Genomic DNA, 16030 nt, shown 5'->3' on the forward strand with positions numbered 1-16030 from the left:
CTGTTGATTACTTGCCTGATCCTCCGATTTATCGACCATCGGATACCTGGCCCCTTGCGCGGTGGTCTAGAGTTCGACAATGAGCGGCCATCCCAAAAAGGCCGCCACTACCGTCGATCAGCAGGTGAATCATGGAATTGCGAATCAACCAGAAGACCTATCAGGTCGATGCCGACGCGGACACCCCCTTGCTGTGGGTGATTCGCGATGACCTGGGGCTGACCGGCACCAAGTACGGCTGCGGCCTGGCGCAATGCGGCGCCTGTTCGGTGCTGGTGGACGGCAATGTCGTGCGCAGTTGCGTCACGCCGGTGGCTGGGGTGGTAGGCCGTGAGGTCACCACCATCGAGGCAATCGAGGACGATGAAGTGGGCAAGCGCGTGGTCGCCACCTGGGTCGAGTATCAGGTCGCGCAATGCGGTTATTGCCAGTCCGGGCAGGTGGTGGCAGCCACCGCGCTGCTCAAGCACACCCCCGCCCCCAGCGATGCGCAGATCGAAGCGGCGATGATCAACCTGTGCCGCTGCGGCACCTACAACGCTATCCACAGCGCCATGCAGGCGCTGGCCAAGCCGGAGAGCGCCTGATGAATACGCGCAATAAAATGCTCGAGCTGCCGCTGGGCGAGCCGGTCAACCTGTCGCGTCGGCACTTTCTGGTGGGCACGGCGGTGGGTGCGCTGGTGATCGGCTTTGGCCTGCCGCTGGGCTCGGCCAGGGTGCAAGCGGCCACGCCGGCCGAGCGCGGTACCCAGGTGCCGGCCTTTTTGGAGATTCGCCCGGACGGCAGCGTGCGCCTGCTCAGCCCCTTCATGGAAGGCGGCCAAGGCACTCACACCGCCATGGCGCAGATTGTTGGCGAAGAACTCGACGCCGACCCCGCCACCTTTATCGTCGAAGCCGCCCCGCCTGGCGAAGCCTATGTGGTGATGGAAAACGGCATGCGCATCACCGGCGGCAGTATGTCGGTGCGCATGAGCTACCCGACCATGCGCCGCCTGGGCGCCCTCGCCCGCGCCATGCTGCTGCAGGCCGGCGCCCAGCAGTTGGGTGTGCCGGTGGCCGAACTGACCACCCAACCCGGCCGCGTGGTGCACAGCGCGTCCGGGCGTTCGCTGGGCTACGGCGAGCTGGCCGGCCGCGCGCTGGACATGCCGGTGCCCGACCCCGCCAGCATCACCCTGCGCGATCCGAGCCAGTTCCGCTGGATCGGCAAGCCGGTGAAACGCCTGGATGCCTACGACAAATCCACCGGCAAGGCGCAGTACAGCATCGACTTGAAGGTCGACGGCATGCTTCACGCCGCCGTGCAGCACGCGCCGCGCCTGGGCATGACCGTCGGCAGCCTGCGCAATCAGGCGCAGGTCGAAGGCATGAAAGGCGTGCACTCCGTCCACACGCTGCCCGGCGCGGTGGCAGTGGTAGCCGAACGTTGGTGGCACGCCAAGCGCGCAGTCGAGGCGATCCAGGTCGATTGGCAGGAAGCTGCCGCCGATTCGAGCCTGCGCGTGATGCCGGCGGATTTTTCCAGCGACAAGCACCGTGACTTTCTCGCCACGCAGCAGGGCCCGTCGCGCGATGACGAGAACGAAGGCGACGTGGCCGCCGCACTCACCAATGGCAAAACCCGCATCGAGGCCACCTACCACAACCAGTACGTCAACCATGCCCAGTTGGAGCCGCCGTCCGCACTGGCGCGCTTCAACGCCGATGGTTCACTGGAGGTCTGGCTGCCCAACCAGGCGCCGGATATGTTTCGTGCCGACATCGCCAAGCGCACCGGCCTCGACCTTGCGCAGATCACCCTGCACTCGCCGCTGCTGGGCGGGTTTTTTGGCCGGCACTTCCTGTATGAATCGGCCAACCCTTACCCGCAGGCCATCACCTTGGCCAAGGCGGTCGGTCGTCCGGTCAAGCTGATCTGGAGCCGCGAGGAAGAATTCCTGCGCGATGTGTTGCGCCCGGTCGCGGTGGTCAAGTTCCGCGCTGCGCTGGATGACCAAGGCCTGCCGCTGGCGCTCGAGGCGGTAAGCGCCACCGAGGGCCCGACCGAAGGCCTGGCCGGCAAACAGGGCGACAAGATCGACCCTACCGCGTTGGAAGGACTGTCGGGCAAGGCCTATGCGATTCCCAACAAGCGCATCGCGCAGATCTACGTGAAAGGCCCGGTGATGCTGGGCTATTGGCGTTCGGTGGGCAATTCGCTGAATGACTTTTTCTATGAAGCATTCCTCGATGAACTGGCGGACAAGGGCGGTCATGACCCGTACGAATTACGCCTGCACCTGCTGCGTGACAACCCGCGGCTGACCACGTTGCTGCAGGCGGTGGGCGAGCTGTCCGGTGGCTGGAAGCGCGGGCCCTACACCGCCGAAGATGGCACCCGGCGCGCACGTGGCGTGGCCATGGCCTCGCCGTTCGGCTCGCATGCGGCGGTGGTCGCCGAAGTGTCGATCGACCAAGGCCAGGTCAAGGTGCACCACATCTGGGAAGCCATCGACCCCGGCAGCATCGTCAACCCGGCGATCATCGAGGCGCAAGTCAATGGCGCGGTGGCCCTGGGCTTGTCGCAGACCCTGCTGGAGGAAGCGGTGTACGTGGACGGCAAGCCACGGGCGCGCAACTACGACCTGTACCCGATCCTGCCGCCGTCGCGGATGGCGCAGGTGCATGTACGGATTGTCGAGAGCGGCGAAAAGATGGGCGGTATCGGCGAACCCCCGTTGCCGGCCGTAGCGCCCGCCGTGGCCAATGCGGTCGCACATTTGACTGGCCAGCGCATCCGCAGCCTGCCCTTGAGCCGCTATACCTTCAGTTGATCGACAAGGACCGCGCATGAACAACCCTCGCTTCGCAAGAACCGCAGGCTGGCTGTTGCTGGCCTGCCTGGTCGCAGCCGGCGTGCTGGCCTGGTACGTCACCCGCCAGCCAGCGACGCCCTTCGCACAGGAGTCGACCGCCAGTGCCGACCCCGCGCTGGTCAGCCGCGGCGAGTACGTCGCGCGCCTCAGCGACTGCGTGGCCTGCCACAGCCTGGCGGGCAAGGCGCCTTTCTCCGGCGGCCTGGAGATGGCCACGCCGCTGGGCAACATCCACGCCACCAACATCACGCCTGACCGCGACGCCGGCATCGGCACCTACAGCCTGGCCGACTTCGACCGCGCGGTGCGCCACGGCGTGGCGCCGGGTGGCAAGCGCCTGTACCCGGCCATGCCCTACCCTTCGTATGCCAAGCTCAGTGACGATGACATCCGCGCGCTGTATGCGTTTTTCATGCACGGCGTGCAACCGGACAAACAGGCGAATATCCCCAGCGACATCCCCTGGCCGCTCAACCTGCGCTGGCCCATCGCGTTGTGGAATGGCGTGTTCGCTCCCACCGCGCCTTATGCGGCCAAGCCCAATCAAGATGCGGTGTGGAACCGTGGCGCCTACATCGTCCAGGGCCCGGGCCATTGCGGCAGTTGCCACACGCCACGCGGCCTGGCTTTCAACGAGAAGGCCCTGGACGAGTCCGGTGCGCCGTACCTCGCCGGTGGCCTGCTCGATGGCTGGTACGCCCCGAGCCTGCGCCAGGATCACAACACCGGCCTGGGCCGCTGGAGCGAGGCGCACATCGTGCAATTCCTCAAGACCGGGCGCAATCAGCATGCGGTGGTCTATGGCTCGATGACCGAAGCCTTCAACAACTCCACGCAGTTCATGACAGACGACGACCTGGCCGCCATCGCCCGGTATCTCAAGTCACTGCCCGGCGACCCGCAGCGCGACGGCCCCCCGTGGCAATACGTGGCCGCTGATACCCGCCAGGACATTCCCGGCGCCCACACCTACGCGACCCGCTGCGCCGCCTGTCATGGCTCGGACGGCAAAGGCCAGCCCGAGTGGATGCCGCCGCTGGCCGGCGCCACCTCCGCCCTCGCCAAGGAAAACGCCTCGGCGATCAACATCACCCTCAACGGCTCGCAACGCATCGTCGCCGCCGGCGTACCGGATGCCTACCGCATGCCGGCCTTTCGCGAGCAATTGTCCGATACGCAAATCGCTGAGGTGCTGACGTATGTGCGCAGCACGTGGGGCAACCACGCTGACGCAGTCGACGCCAAGGCCGTCGGCAAACTGCGCGGGCATACCGATCCGGCCAGTGCCAGTCCGATAATTTTGCAAATGCGCTAACCCAACTCGCGCTTGAGCTGCTCGCGATCCAGCGCACCGTCCCAACGAGCAATGAACAACGTGGCGACACCGTTGCCGATCACATTGATCAGCGCGCCGCCTTCGGAAATAAACCGGTAGACGCCCAGTACCAATACCAGGCCCGCTGCCGGTATCACGTCGATGGAGCCAAGGGTCGCGGCCAAAGTGATAAATGCCCCGCCGGTCACGCTGGCGGCCCCTTTGGAGGTCAGCAGCAGGATCAGCAGCAACGTCACCTGGTGATACAGCGACACGTCGATATCCAGCGCCTGGGCAATGAAGATCGCCAGTACCGTCATGTTGATGCAGCTACCGTCCAGGTTGAAGCAGTAACCTGACGGCACCACCAGGCCGACGGTGGACTTCTCGCAGCCGAGTTTTTCCAGCTTGCCCATCAAGCGCGGCAACGCCGATTCGGACGATGACGTGCCCAGCACCAGCACCAGTTCTTCGCGGATGTACTTGAGGAATTTCCACAAGCTGAAACCGGCCAGCCGCGCCACCAGGTTCAACACCACGAACACGAAGACCAACCCGGTAAGGTAGTAGCACACCAGCAGGTTCACGTAGGCACCTAACGATTGCACGCCGTACTTGCCCACCGTGAACGCCATGCCGCCAAAGGCACCCAACGGCGCCAGGTACATGACGATCTTGAGCATGCGAAAAAACGCCTTGGCCACCAGGTCGATGGTGCCGAGCAGCGGCTTGCCGGCCTCTCCCAACAGCTGCAGGCCGAAGGCGAACAGCACGGAGATAAACAGCACCTGGAGGATATCGCCGTCGGTGAATGCACCGAACACCGTGCTCGGCACGATATGTGCGAGGAAGCCGACGACGCTCTGGTCATGGGCGGCCTTGGTGTAGCCGGCGATGGCGGAAGCATCCAGCGTGGCCGGATCAATGTGCATGCCGGCACCCGGCTTGAGCAGGTTGACCCCGACCAAGCCGATCACCAGGGCGAGAGTGGTCAGCACTTCAAAGTAGATGAGTGACTTGAAACCAATCCGTCCGATGCGCTTGAGATCCTGCATGCCGGCGATACCGCTGACTACCGTGCAGAAGATGATCGGCGCAATGAGCATCTTGATCAGCTTGATGAACGTGTCGCCCAGGGGTTTCATCTGCTCGCCGAGGCCTGGGCTGAAGTGTCCGAGGATCACCCCCAGCACGATGGCGGCGATCACCTGCACATACAGATGCTGGTAGAGCGGTTTGCGCTGTGGATGCGGTTCGTCCACAGGTGTGACTGAAGAGCTGATTATTTTTGTCATGGCTCTGCCTTTGGGGGTAGGAAAACGGTGTTGAGGGTTCAGGTCACCACGTTGATCGGCTTGCCGGCGGCGAAAGCCTCGATGTTGGCCGCCAGCACCGCCTTGAGCCGCGCAACGCTGCTTTGGCTGGCCCAGGCGACATGGGGCGTGACCAGCAAGTTGGGGTGTTCGCAGTGCAGCAACGGGTGGTCGGCCTGCGGCGGCTCCACGTGCAGCACGTCCAGCGCGGCGCCGCCCAGTTGGCCGCTGGCTAACCCGTCGAGCACCGCGTTTTCATCCACCAGTGGGCCGCGCGCGGTGTTGATGAGCAGTGCGCCGGGCTTCATCCGTGCGATCTCGGCGGCGCCGATCAGGTATCGCGTGTGCGGCGTCAACGGGCAATGCAAGGTCAGCGCATCCGCCTGGGCCAACACCGTGTCGAACGCGGTGTAGCCGTCCCTCACTCGCTGCGCGCCACGGTGTTCGGCAAACAGCACGTGGATGTCCAGGGCCTTGGCCAGTCGCGCCACACGGCTGCCGATATCGCCACGCCCGACGATGCCCAGGGTCGAACCCTGCAGGTCCTGGATCGGCGCGCCATGCACGCAAAAGTGCGATGACAGCGACCATTGGCTCAACGAGGCCGAGCGATACGCCATTAGGTGACGACGCAACGCGAAGAGCGAACCAATCACCGCTTCGGCGACACTCACCGCGCTGTAAGCCGGCACATTGCACACGGTCACACCGTGGTCGCGGCAGGCAGCAATGTCGATGCAGTCGTAGCCGGTCGCGGCTACACAGATCAACTTCAAGCGCGGCAGTTGCCCAAGGCTCGTACGATCAATGCGCACCTTGTTGGTAATCGCCACGTCAGCCTCGGCCAATGCCTGCTGCACCTGCTCGTGGGTGGTTTTTTCACGCTCCGTCCAGGCGCTGGCCTGGGCCGGACGCACCAAGGGGGACGGCAGGCTGGCGGCGTCGAGAAAGACGATATTCATGCCGCCACCTGCTCGGAAATTTCAATCAGGTTCAGGTCCGGGTCACGTACATACACCGAGCGGATCGGGCCCGTTGCGCCGGTGCGAAGCACCGGACCTTCGAGAACAGGCCAGGCCTGGGCGTGAAGATGGGCGATCACCTCATCCAACGGGAGGCTGGCGATAAAGCACAGGTCCAACGCGCCCGGCACCGGCAGATGCGCCTTGGGCTCGAACTCATGCCCGCGCTCGTGCACGTTGATTTTCTGGTTTGCGAAGCGAAACGCGATGCGTCCGCTGCCAAAGGTCTCCAGGCGCATGCCCATGACGCGCAGGTAAAAGTCTTTGCAGGCGCTCAGGTCGAGGGTGGTGAGTACCAGGTGGTCGAGATGATCAATCATTGCGGGCGCTCCAGTTCGGCATTGGCCACCTGCTTGCTCAGGCTGTGCACATGCGCGGGGATGGGATGCAGGTCCAGGCGTTTGCCGGCCTTGAGGATCTGGCTGGGAAGGTCATGGCCAACCAGGTCAGGCAGTTGCGCGGCGGCGGCGAGCACGCGGTCCAGCTGAACACCGGTGTCGTAGCCCATCAGATCGAGCATGTGCACCAGGTCTTCCATGCACACGTTGCCGCTGGCGCCGGGTGCATACGGGCAACCACCGAGGCCGCCCAGAGAGGCGTCGAAACGCTCGATCCCCGCCTGCAGCGCCGCCAGGGTATTGGCCAGGGCCATGCCTCGGGTGTTGTGAAAATGCAGGGTCAGCTGCAGCTCGGGAAAGCGCTCGCGCACCTGCCGCGACAAGGCCTCCACCTGTGTGGGATAGGCCATGCCGGTGGTGTCGCACAGGGTGATGCCGCGCACGCCCAGTTCGGCAAAGCGCGCGACCCAACCCAACACATCGTCGGTGGGCACCTCGCCCTGCATCGGGCAGCCGAATACCGTGGACAGCGACACATTCACCGCCACCGGTCCCTGGCCGATCACGCCGACCACCTTCTGGAGCTGGGCGAATGACTGTTCGCGGGTCATGCGCAGGTTGGAACGGTTGTGCGGCTCGCTGACGGACATCACCAGGTTGGCTTCGTCGATGCCGCAGCCCAGCGCACGCTCGGCCCCGCGCACGTTCGGCACCAGCACCGTGTATTCGACGCCGGGCTGGCGCCGAATCCCGGCCATTACTGTCTCGGCATCGCGCAACGCCGCAATGGCCTTTGGCGAAGTGAACGAGGTGACTTCTATCTTCGCGTAGCCGCACGCGCTGAGCGCGTCGATCAAGGCGATTTTGCGCTCGGTGTCGATAAAGGTCTTTTCATTCTGGAAGCCGTCACGGGTCGCGACTTCCTGCAGGTACAAGCGTTTCATGAGGTTGCTCCTGGTGTCAGATCAGGCCGCGAGCCCGCCAGGCTTCGCGGGTCGGTGCGTCGATGCCGATGCGTTCAAGCACCGCGTCGGTGTGTTGCCCCAGGGCCGGCGCGCGCGAGTGCACGCGACCGGGGGTGGCCATCAACTTGGGCACGATGCCGGGCAAGGTGACAGGCGTACCGTCGTCCAATTGGCTGGCGAGCAGCATGTCGCGCGCCTGGTAATGGGGATCGGCGGCGATGTCGGCGGCGTCGTAGATTTTTCCGCTGGGAATGTTCGCGTCTTTCAGCGCTGCCAGGACGTCGTCGAGGCTGCGCTCGGCGGTCCAGGTGGAGATTGCCGCGTCGATCCGCGCCACATGCCGCACCCGTCCGTCGTTCTGCGCCAGCTCAGGGTCGTCGGCCAGATCGAGGCGCTGGATCTTCTCCATCAGCCGCCGGTAGATGCTGTCGCCATTGCCGGCGATCAACGCATACTTTCCGTCCTTGCAACGGTAGGCGTTGGTCGGTGCGATGCCGGGCAAGCTGCTGCCGGCCGGCTCACGCACGCTGCCGAACACCGAATACTCGGGAATCAGGCTTTCCATCATGTTGAACACCGACTCGTACAACGCCACGTCGACCTGCTGGCCAGCGCCGCCGTGCTGCTCGCGGTGACGCAGCGCCAGCAGCACACCGATCACGCCGTGCAGCGCGGACAGCGAATCGCCAATGGACACGCCAACCCGTACCGGCGTGCGTCCTGGCTCACCGGACAAATGGCGCAGACCACCCATGGCCTCGCCGATCACGCCGAAACCGGGCAGGTCGCGGTACGGCCCGGTCTGGCCGTAACCGGAAACCCGCAGCATCACCAGCCCGGGGTTGATCGCTGACAGTTCATCCCAGCCCAGCCCCCATTTTTCCAGGGTGCCAGGGCGGAAATTTTCAATCAGGATGTCGGCGTCCTGGACCAGGCGCTTGACCACCTCACGCGCTTCGGCCTGGCGCAGATCAAGGGTGACCGACTGTTTGTTGCGCGACTGGGCGGCCCACCACACCGAGGTCCCGTCGTGCAGCAAGCGCCATTTGCGCAGGGGGTCGCCGGTGACCGGCGGTTCGATCTTGATCACTTCGGCGCCGAACTCGGCGAGGATCTTGGCGGCGAAAGGTCCGGCAATCAGTTGGCCCATTTCGACCACCTTGATGCCTTCCAGGGGCAGACTCATGACGGTATCCGTTGTTGTTGGAGGTGATGGCCGGATAATCCGCGCAAAAACACGCCGTGAGAATGTCAAAGATTTCCACTACTCTTTCCAGATTGGAAACACAGAGGTGGATATGTTCAATTTGCTGCAGCTTGATCTGGTGTCCCTGCGCCTGCTGGTATTGGCCGCCAAGACACAAAACCTTACCCAGGCCGCCACCAGTGCTCACATGAGCGTTTCCGCGGCGAGCAAAAGACTGGCCGAACTCGAACGGGTGACCCATTGCAGCCTGTTCACCCGCGTTGCCCGAGGCCTGCAACTGACCCCGGCGGGACGCGGCCTGGCTGAACACGCGCGAACCATCCTCGACGCCGCCGAGCAGATGGCCCATGACGCCACCGACTACGCCAATGGCGTGCGTGGTCATGTTCGGCTGTTTGCCAACACGTCGGCGGTGATCCAGTTTTTACCGCAGGATCTCGCGGCTTTTCTCGCGGCCAACCCGCAGGTGCGCATCGAACTGGAGGAGGTCCTCAGCGACCGCGCGATTCATGCAGTGGAAAAGGGTCAGGCCGAGATCGGCATCTTTGCCGACAACGTCGCCGCTACCGGCCTGCACATACACCCCTATCGGCATGATCGGCTGGTGGTACTGGTGCCGCAGGGCCACGTGCTGGCGCAGCGTGCAAGCGTTGCCCTGGCCGAGACGCTGGACTTCGATTACGTCGCGTTGAATCAAGGCAGTTCGCTGTTGCGGCGTATCAATGATGCCGCCGCCAGCACCGGCAAACGCCTGAAGGTGCGCATTCAAGTCAGCAGTTTCGATGGCATCTGCCGCATGATCGAGGCGGGATTGGGGATCGGCATCCTGCCGCTGGGCTCGGTGCACCCGGGGTTACTTGAGACGAAGCTGCGCGCGATCCCGCTGGAGGGCCAATGGGCGTCGCGCACCTTGTACGTAGGGGTGGCGGATACGTCGCGCCTTTCGCCCGAGGCCGCCAACCTGTTCAGCTACCTGAGCAACCTTGAGGGATAGCCGGCTATCCCTGGCCTGCCGGGCTTACTGACTGTCCTTGGCCTTGCCCTCCTGCATCTGCACCGAAGATTTGCTACCGCCAGTGTTGTCCTTGGTGGTGTTGTCGGCGCTGTCGAAGCACCCATGCAGCATGAACACACTGCAAAGGCTCAGGCACATAGTGAGTTTTTTCATGATCATTTTCCGTGGATAAGGTGGGCTGTCACTTATCTGTGTGGAACGAGCGCTGGCGCGTTCAAAAAATCCAAACAGTGCCTGACGAATGGTCACGCCGCGCCCTTGCACTAATTTGAACGTTTTTGCCCCACCATCGATCCATAAAGCAGGACACCCAGACACAGGAACGGCCTGTGTCAGTCCTTGCGCGAGCTACGATCCGCCTGCCCCGACCAGGGCGCCTGAATTTCGCTCGCCGATGACGACCTTGAGGTAAAGGCCATGGCCGCGAACACGTGCAAAACATCGAACCCTCTTGCCTCCCAGGATGCGCTTGCCCGCAATACCGAACTGTTCTACGAGGCAGATCGGCTGGAGCAAGCGGCCTACGCAATCATTGGCACCAGTCTGGCGAATGCCGACGCGTGGCTGCGCTTCAGCGAGGCAAAGCGGGTAGCCGATGCGAAACGCAGTGAGGCGCGCCAGGACCTGATGCGCCTGCGTCGAAGCGGGTTGTAGCCGCACAGCCTACCGACTCCGCGCTTGTCACTCAGACAAGCTTGCAGCGGGCCTTCAGGAAAACACCTGCGGACGCCGCCGTGTCGGCGGCGCAAAACTGAGCGGTTGCTGGCGGGCCAGTTGCGCCTGAACGTGCGCGACCGCGTCGAGCACGCGCTGTGCCCACTGCTCGTCCTGCGGGTCGACCACTACCACGCGAAAGCCGTGGTCATGGCCTTCACTGCGCACACCTTCGGAATCGTCGACATGCAGGTCGATGTCGAAGGCCGGTGGAAATTTGGAGGGTGCGTTCGACAATCCGCGCACGCTGAGCGCACGGTTGTGCAGCACGCTGTTGACCACGCCGTCGACACGAATGCCGTACAGCAACAGCCAACGCCGGATGTAGGACGGGGTACGCCCGGACGAGGTATAGACCCAGATGCTGCAGCCTTGGCGGCGCAGTTCACGGGTCAGCGAGCGAGTCCCCACGCGCAGCGGTTCGCCCAGCCACCGGTGGACACAGGCCGGCAGCCGGCTGTGTTCGACCGCACTGTGGTGAAGCTGGCAGGCCAGCGTGTCGTCGATGTCGAACGAAATGCGGATACGCGGGCGATTGAACAGACGCCGAACGCTGTCGAGCACTGGATAACCCCCCATCACAGGCCTCCCCGAGCGGCAGGCACGGGTGTGTCGCCCAGGAAGAACTCCCTGGGATCCGGGGCCTGATCTTCCAGGAATGCCGCGTATTTTTTCTTGATCTTGGGCAATTCGTACAGGGCCTTGACGCCATGCTTGGCGGAGTTACGGATGACCGAGGACGGGTTGAAATAGCCCTCGGCGTTTTCCAGCGTGAGCACGAACGGCGGTAGCCCCGCGCGCATCAGCAGGTAGCTGACAATCAGCGAACCACTGCGGTTATTGCCCTCGATGAACAATTGCGGCTTGCTGAGGATGCGCACGTAGACACCGGCTGCACGCTTCCAGACCGACTCGCTGCGGTACGCGCAATACCAGTTGTACAAGTCCTTGATGCCACCCTCGACATTGTTGAAAAAGTGCTGCTCGGTCGCCGCCAGGTGCTGGGCGTATTCCAGCCGGCGCACCGGGTCCTTGCCGCAGAGCACGGTGGCATTGATCTCCAGCATCAGGTTGAGTTGCTGCAGGTCAAACAGGTCGACGCCGCGAGCGACATAGTCATCAATCAGGGCATAGCCTTCCAGCACATTTTCCAGCACCTCGTCCGTGAACGGATCGCGCGGCTCGGTAAAGTGGCGGCTGAGCTCGGCAAAGCGGCTCTGTACTTTACGCAGAGCGAGTTCGATCGCGGGCAAATCAAGACGACGTGTTGCAGACATTGGCAATCCTGGCAAACGGTGGAAAGGTCGATCAGCTGAACTTGCCGCTGATGTAGTCCTCGGTCATTTTCTCGCGGGGGCTGCCGAAAATCTGGGTGGTCGGGCCCATCTCTACCAGGTAGCCAGTACGCGTGCCCTGGGAAATATCCACCGAGAAGAACGCAGTGGTGTCAGCCACACGGATGGCCTGCTGCATGTTGTGGGTCACCAGCGCGATGGTGTAGTCCTTTTTCAACTCGACCATCAGCTCTTCAACCCGGCGCGTGGCGATCGGGTCGAGCGCCGAACACGGCTCGTCGAGCAACAGCACTTCCGGCTCGGTGGCGATGGCGCGGGCGATACACAGCCGTTGCTGCTGGCCGCCGGAAAGCGACAGGCCACTGACCTTGAGCTTGTCCTTGACCTCATCCCACAGCGCGGCGCCCTGCAGCGCATGCTTGACGCGATCGCCGAGGTCGCCCTTGTAGCGGTTGAGGCGCAGGCCAAACGCGACGTTGTCGAAGATGCTCATCGAAAACGGGTTCGGTTGCTGAAACACCATGCCGATATAGCGGCGCACTACCACCGGGTCCACGCCTTTGCCATACACGTCCTGCCCGAGGAAATGCACGTGACCCTCGAAGCGGAAACCTTTGACCAGGTCATTCATCCGATTGAGGCTGCGCAGCACGGTACTCTTGCCGCAACCGGAAGGCCCGATGAAGCCGGTGATCTTGTTTTTCTCGATGGGTACGTGGCTGTCGCGCACGGCCATGAAGTTGCCGTAGAAAATCTTGTCGAGCTTGCAGTCCATGACCACAGGCGCCTGGGTGGTAAACGGAGCGGCTATTTGCGCAGTTGATACGTTCAAAATTCAGATGCTCCCTTGTTCAGTACTTGGGCTTGCCGAAAATGCGGCTGACAATGTTCACGACCAGCACGATCATCACCAACACCAGCGAAGCCGCCCATGCGAGTTCGAGCTGATTGTCGAAGGGCATGCCGGAGAAGTTGTAAATCAGTACGGCCAGCGATGCCGTCGGGTTCATCACCGCGAGGCTGCCGTCGTGGTAGATCCAGTAGTTGCTGAACAACGCGGTAAACAGCAATGGCGCGGTTTCGCCCGCAGCACGCGCAACGGCCAGCATCACGCCGGTGAGAATCGCCGGCATGCCGGTTGGCAAGATGATTTTCCAGATGACCTGCGAGCGCGTGCAGCCCATGCCGTAGGCGGCGTCCTTCATGATCTTGGGCACCATGCGCATCGACTCTTCAGCCGTCAGCACGACGATCGGCAGCATCAACACCGCCAGGGCAACGCCGCCGGCCGGTGCCGAGTAGGTGCCGGTGGTCATCACCACCAGGGCGTAGGCGAACACGCCGGCCAGAATGGACGGCAGCCCGGTGAGCATCTTGGCGGCAAAGCGCGCGGCGTTTGCCAGCTTGCTGTCGGGCCCCAGTTCAGCGAGGAAGACGGCGGCCATGATGCCGACCGGCACGGCAATGGCGGCGGCAATGCCGACCATCACAAAGGTGCCGGCCATGGCGTTGCCGAAGCCGCCGCCAGTCTCGAAACCGGTAGGCGGCAATTCGGTGAACACTTCCAGGCTCAGCCGTGCCCCGCCGCGCGTGATCAGCATGTACAGCACGGAAATCAGCGGCACGCTGGCGATCAGCGCACCCGTCCACACCAACGTGGTCAGCACCAGGCTGCGCAGGGCGCGCCCTTCGAACTTGCGCTGCAGGCTGGGCATGGCGCCGGCTGGCGAGGTCAAGCTGCTGGCAGGCGAAGTGAGGTCAGTCATTATTTGTTCCCCCGCTGGGCGTAGAGCATGATCATGGAGCCGAGGATGTTCACCAGCAGCGTGATAAACATCAGCACCAGCGCGGCGTACATCAACACCTCGATTTCGTTGGGGCCGGCTTCGGGGAAGTTCAGCGCCAACAGCGCGGCCAGGGTGTTGGCCGGCGCAAACAGCGAGAGCGAAATGTTGTTCGCATTGCCCACCAGCATCGCCAGCGCCATGGTTTCACCCAGCGCGCGACCCAGGCCGAGGACCAGCGAGCCGAAAATGCCAGTCGCCGCCGAAGGCACCATCACCTTGAGAATCGCTTCCCAGTGAGTGGTGCCCATGCCGTAGGCGGCCTGCTTGGTTTTCATCGGCACGCCAGTGAGCGCGTCCTGCGACACTGCCGCAATCGTCGGCAGAATCATGATGGCCAGTACCAGCGCGGCGGGAAGCAACCCGGGCCCGCTCAGGGACGTGCCGAAAAAGGGAATCCAGCCCAGTTCGCTGTTCAGCCAGGCGGTGAGTGGCCGAATCGCCGGGATCACCACGTAGATCCCCCATAGGCCATAGACCACGCTGGGGATGGCCGCGAGCAGCTCGACAATGGTGCGAAACACCGCTGCCAGCTTCGCCGGCAGGAAATCCTGGGTGAGGAAAATGGCCATGCTGACACCGAAGAAACCGGCGATCAGCAAGGCAATCAGGGCGCTGTACAGCGTGCCCCAAATGGCCGGCAGAATGCCGTACTTGCCTTGGTTAACGTCCCAGACACTGCCGAAAAGCACATCGAAACCGTGCTTTTCCATGCCCGGAAGGGCCTTGCGTCCCACCTCGAATACCAAGGCGAAGACCAACGCCAGAATCAGCACCACCCCAATTCGCGCAAGGGCACGGAAGGTGCGGTCAACCAGGAAATCCTTCGTGGAAGGCGGCTGGCAGGCAGAATCCGGGTTAACCGGTACGACAAAAGGTGTGTTCATTGGCTAATTCCGGAACAGGGGGGAAACTCCCTCGGCGCGGCTGGACGCACACACCGAGAGAGACCACACGGGTGTTACTGGATGTTGGCGGAAGCCTTGCGAACCTGATCGACAACCGATTGCGGCAGCGGGATGTAGCCCATCGAATCAGCGATCTTCTGCCCTTCGGTCAGGCTGTACTCGACCATTTCACGCATGGCCTTGGCCTTGGCCGGGTTGCCGTTGTCCTTGCGGAAGATCATCCAGGTGTAGGAGGTGATCGGGTAGGACTTGGCGCCATCCGGGTCCGGCAGCCAGGCCACCAGGCTTTCCGGCATTTTCACCGCGGCCAGGGCCTCGGCACCGCTTTCGGCGTTTGGCACGACGTAATGGCCGGCCTTGTTCTGCAGTTGGGCGAAGTCAACCTTGGCCAGTTTGGCAAAGCCGTACTCGATGTAGCCGATGGCGCCCGGGGTCTGGCGTACAGTGGCGGTCACACCATCGTTCTTCGGCGACTTGATGAATTTGTCGCTGGCTGGCCAGTTGACGGTGTTGCCTTCACCCAGGTCCTTCTGGAACTGCGGGTTGATCGCCGCCAAGTGCTTGGTGAAGACGGCGGTGGTACCGCTGGAATCAGCACGCACGACCACGGTGATTGGCGTGTCGGTGAGTTTCAGGTCCGGGTTGGCGGCGACGATCTGAGGGTCGTTCCACTTGGTGATCTTGCCCAGGAAGATGTTGGAATAAACCTCGCGTGGCAGCTTCAGGCCCTTGGGGTTGCCCGGCAGGTTATAGGCCAGCACGATTTCGCCCGCCGTCATCGGCAGCAACTGCACGCCTTCGGCGACCTTGGCGATATCTTCGTCTTTCATCGCCGAGTCACTGGCGGCGAAATCGACGGTTTTATTCAGGAAGTCCTGCACACCTGCGCCGCTGCCCTTGGATTGGTAATCCACGGTGACACCCGCGCTTTTCTTGCTGAAATCCTTGAACCAGGTGAGGTAGATCGGTGCAGGGAAGCTGGCGCCTGAACCGGTCAGACGGACGTTCTCGGCAGCAAATACCGAGGTGGCCCCCAGCGAAACCGCAACGGCGAGTGCAGCAGACTTCATCAGACGTTTCATTCAGGAGAATCCTTGTAATTACGGGCTCCCGAACTGTGCAGCAGAGTTGTTACGTTTTTATGAAAGTTGAATGGCAAACCACGCGCTTGTCCCCATTTACCGTCTCAATGTGGCCTTTAGCGGTCATTGGTTCGTAACAAAATGCGACTAGG

General features: G+C 62.9%; 17 protein-coding genes. 5 read left to right on the forward strand and 12 right to left on the reverse strand.

Annotated features, from left to right (window positions below):
* Positions 1–131: 131 nt before the first annotated feature.
* Genes C9990_RS20320 through C9990_RS20330 form a run of 3 tightly spaced genes read left to right on the forward strand, consistent with a single transcriptional unit; the run spans position 132 to position 4175 of the window.
* Complete coding sequence (locus tag C9990_RS20320; protein WP_065905649.1) at positions 132–587, forward strand: (2Fe-2S)-binding protein; 456 nt, start codon at positions 132–134, stop codon at positions 585–587.
* Positions 587–2818 carry a xanthine dehydrogenase family protein molybdopterin-binding subunit gene (locus tag C9990_RS20325; protein WP_106804453.1) on the forward strand — a complete coding sequence of 744 codons (2232 nt, stop codon included), beginning with the start codon at positions 587–589 and terminating at the stop codon, positions 2816–2818. The genes C9990_RS20320 and C9990_RS20325 overlap by 1 nt, the downstream gene beginning before the upstream one ends.
* Before the next feature lie 16 nt (positions 2819–2834).
* A complete protein-coding gene (locus C9990_RS20330; RefSeq protein ID WP_065905645.1) occupies positions 2835–4175 on the forward strand; it encodes a cytochrome c in 1341 nt (446 codons plus the stop codon).
* On the opposite strand, the gene dctA is transcribed toward C9990_RS20330, so the two are convergent.
* The 5 genes from dctA to C9990_RS20355 are packed head-to-tail and all read right to left on the reverse strand — an operon-like array spanning position 4172 to position 8999.
* On the reverse strand, positions 4172–5470 hold the full coding sequence (gene dctA, locus C9990_RS20335) for a C4-dicarboxylate transporter DctA (protein WP_106804454.1): 1299 nt from the start codon (positions 5468–5470) through the stop codon (positions 4172–4174). The two genes, C9990_RS20330 and dctA, sit on opposite strands and share 4 nt — an antisense overlap.
* A 38-nt stretch (positions 5471–5508) precedes the next feature.
* On the reverse strand, positions 5509–6450 hold the full coding sequence (locus C9990_RS20340) for a D-2-hydroxyacid dehydrogenase (protein ID WP_106804455.1): 942 nt from the start codon (positions 6448–6450) through the stop codon (positions 5509–5511).
* Positions 6447–6830, reverse strand: a complete 384-nt coding sequence (locus C9990_RS20345; protein WP_106804456.1) for a VOC family protein — start codon at positions 6828–6830, stop codon at positions 6447–6449. Before C9990_RS20345 ends, C9990_RS20340 begins: the two co-directional genes overlap by 4 nt.
* Complete coding sequence (locus tag C9990_RS20350) at positions 6827–7792, reverse strand: hydroxymethylglutaryl-CoA lyase (protein ID WP_106804457.1); 966 nt, start codon at positions 7790–7792, stop codon at positions 6827–6829. The genes C9990_RS20345 and C9990_RS20350 overlap by 4 nt, the downstream gene beginning before the upstream one ends.
* Before the next feature lie 16 nt (positions 7793–7808).
* Positions 7809–8999, reverse strand: coding sequence for a CaiB/BaiF CoA-transferase family protein (locus C9990_RS20355; protein ID WP_106804458.1), 1191 nt, complete (start codon positions 8997–8999; stop codon positions 7809–7811).
* Between the two features lie 112 nt (positions 9000–9111).
* Between C9990_RS20355 and C9990_RS20360 the strand changes: the two genes are divergently transcribed.
* Complete coding sequence (locus tag C9990_RS20360) at positions 9112–10014, forward strand: LysR family transcriptional regulator (RefSeq protein ID WP_106804459.1); 903 nt, start codon at positions 9112–9114, stop codon at positions 10012–10014.
* A 24-nt stretch (positions 10015–10038) separates the two neighbouring features.
* Here C9990_RS20360 and C9990_RS32505 read toward each other — a convergent pair whose 3' ends face one another.
* Positions 10039–10188, reverse strand: a complete 150-nt coding sequence (locus C9990_RS32505; RefSeq protein WP_162946072.1) for a hypothetical protein — start codon at positions 10186–10188, stop codon at positions 10039–10041.
* 264 nt (positions 10189–10452) lie between these two features.
* Here C9990_RS32505 and C9990_RS20365 point away from each other — a divergent pair, with 264 nt between their 5' ends.
* Positions 10453–10689, forward strand: coding sequence for a hypothetical protein (locus tag C9990_RS20365; RefSeq protein ID WP_106804460.1), 237 nt, complete (start codon positions 10453–10455; stop codon positions 10687–10689).
* Between the two features lie 54 nt (positions 10690–10743).
* Here C9990_RS20365 and C9990_RS20370 read toward each other — a convergent pair whose 3' ends face one another.
* The 6 genes from C9990_RS20370 to pstS all read right to left on the reverse strand — a co-directional run bounded on the left by C9990_RS20370 (position 10744) and on the right by pstS (position 15878).
* Positions 10744–11328 (reverse strand): hypothetical protein, encoded by a 585-nt coding sequence (locus C9990_RS20370; RefSeq protein WP_106804461.1) that lies wholly within the window; start codon positions 11326–11328, stop codon positions 10744–10746.
* Positions 11328–12026, reverse strand: a complete 699-nt coding sequence (locus C9990_RS20375; protein WP_106804462.1) for a hypothetical protein — start codon at positions 12024–12026, stop codon at positions 11328–11330. The genes C9990_RS20370 and C9990_RS20375 overlap by 1 nt, the downstream gene beginning before the upstream one ends.
* 31 nt (positions 12027–12057) lie before the next feature.
* Positions 12058–12819: a phosphate ABC transporter ATP-binding protein PstB gene (gene pstB, locus C9990_RS20380; protein ID WP_065905635.1), complete on the reverse strand. Its 762-nt coding sequence runs from the start codon at positions 12817–12819 to the stop codon at positions 12058–12060.
* A gap of 76 nt (positions 12820–12895) precedes the next feature.
* Positions 12896–13810 (reverse strand): phosphate ABC transporter permease PstA, encoded by a 915-nt coding sequence (pstA, locus tag C9990_RS20385; RefSeq protein WP_106804463.1) that lies wholly within the window; start codon positions 13808–13810, stop codon positions 12896–12898.
* Positions 13810–14775, reverse strand: a complete 966-nt coding sequence (pstC, locus tag C9990_RS20390) for a phosphate ABC transporter permease subunit PstC (protein ID WP_065905630.1) — start codon at positions 14773–14775, stop codon at positions 13810–13812. The genes pstA and pstC overlap by 1 nt, the downstream gene beginning before the upstream one ends.
* A gap of 74 nt (positions 14776–14849) precedes the next feature.
* Entirely contained in the window at positions 14850–15878 is a 1029-nt protein-coding gene (pstS, locus tag C9990_RS20395; RefSeq protein ID WP_065905629.1) for a phosphate ABC transporter substrate-binding protein PstS, read from the reverse strand.
* Between the last annotated feature and the right edge of the window lie 152 nt (positions 15879–16030).

It is taken from the genome of Pseudomonas sp. S5D5 (assembly GCF_003013355.1).
Taxonomy (GTDB): domain Bacteria; phylum Pseudomonadota; class Gammaproteobacteria; order Pseudomonadales; family Pseudomonadaceae; genus Aquipseudomonas; species Aquipseudomonas aylmerensis.

Bases quoted from the DNA above. Each gene is read 5' to 3' on its own strand.
- C9990_RS20365 (WP_106804460.1), top strand. From the start codon at position 10,453: ATGGCCGCGAACACGTGCAAAACATCGAACCCTCTTGCCTCCCAGGAT.
- C9990_RS20330 (WP_065905645.1), top strand. From the start codon at position 2,835: ATGAACAACCCTCGCTTCGCAAGAACCGCAGGCTGGCTGTTGCTGGCC.
- C9990_RS32505 (WP_162946072.1), bottom strand. From the start codon at position 10,188: ATGAAAAAACTCACTATGTGCCTGAGCCTTTGCAGTGTGTTCATGCTG.
- C9990_RS20345 (WP_106804456.1), bottom strand. From the start codon at position 6,830: ATGATTGATCATCTCGACCACCTGGTACTCACCACCCTCGACCTGAGC.
- C9990_RS20350 (WP_106804457.1), bottom strand. From the start codon at position 7,792: ATGAAACGCTTGTACCTGCAGGAAGTCGCGACCCGTGACGGCTTCCAG.
- pstA (WP_106804463.1), bottom strand. From the start codon at position 13,810: ATGACTGACCTCACTTCGCCTGCCAGCAGCTTGACCTCGCCAGCCGGC.
- pstC (WP_065905630.1), bottom strand. From the start codon at position 14,775: ATGAACACACCTTTTGTCGTACCGGTTAACCCGGATTCTGCCTGCCAG.
- C9990_RS20325 (WP_106804453.1), top strand. From the start codon at position 587: ATGAATACGCGCAATAAAATGCTCGAGCTGCCGCTGGGCGAGCCGGTC.
- C9990_RS20340 (WP_106804455.1), bottom strand. From the start codon at position 6,450: ATGAATATCGTCTTTCTCGACGCCGCCAGCCTGCCGTCCCCCTTGGTG.
- pstS (WP_065905629.1), bottom strand. From the start codon at position 15,878: ATGAAACGTCTGATGAAGTCTGCTGCACTCGCCGTTGCGGTTTCGCTG.
- C9990_RS20320 (WP_065905649.1), top strand. From the start codon at position 132: ATGGAATTGCGAATCAACCAGAAGACCTATCAGGTCGATGCCGACGCG.
- C9990_RS20355 (WP_106804458.1), bottom strand. From the start codon at position 8,999: ATGAGTCTGCCCCTGGAAGGCATCAAGGTGGTCGAAATGGGCCAACTG.
- pstB (WP_065905635.1), bottom strand. From the start codon at position 12,819: ATGGACTGCAAGCTCGACAAGATTTTCTACGGCAACTTCATGGCCGTG.
- C9990_RS20360 (WP_106804459.1), top strand. From the start codon at position 9,112: ATGTTCAATTTGCTGCAGCTTGATCTGGTGTCCCTGCGCCTGCTGGTA.
- C9990_RS20375 (WP_106804462.1), bottom strand. From the start codon at position 12,026: ATGTCTGCAACACGTCGTCTTGATTTGCCCGCGATCGAACTCGCTCTG.
- C9990_RS20370 (WP_106804461.1), bottom strand. From the start codon at position 11,328: ATGGGGGGTTATCCAGTGCTCGACAGCGTTCGGCGTCTGTTCAATCGC.
- dctA (WP_106804454.1), bottom strand. From the start codon at position 5,470: ATGACAAAAATAATCAGCTCTTCAGTCACACCTGTGGACGAACCGCAT.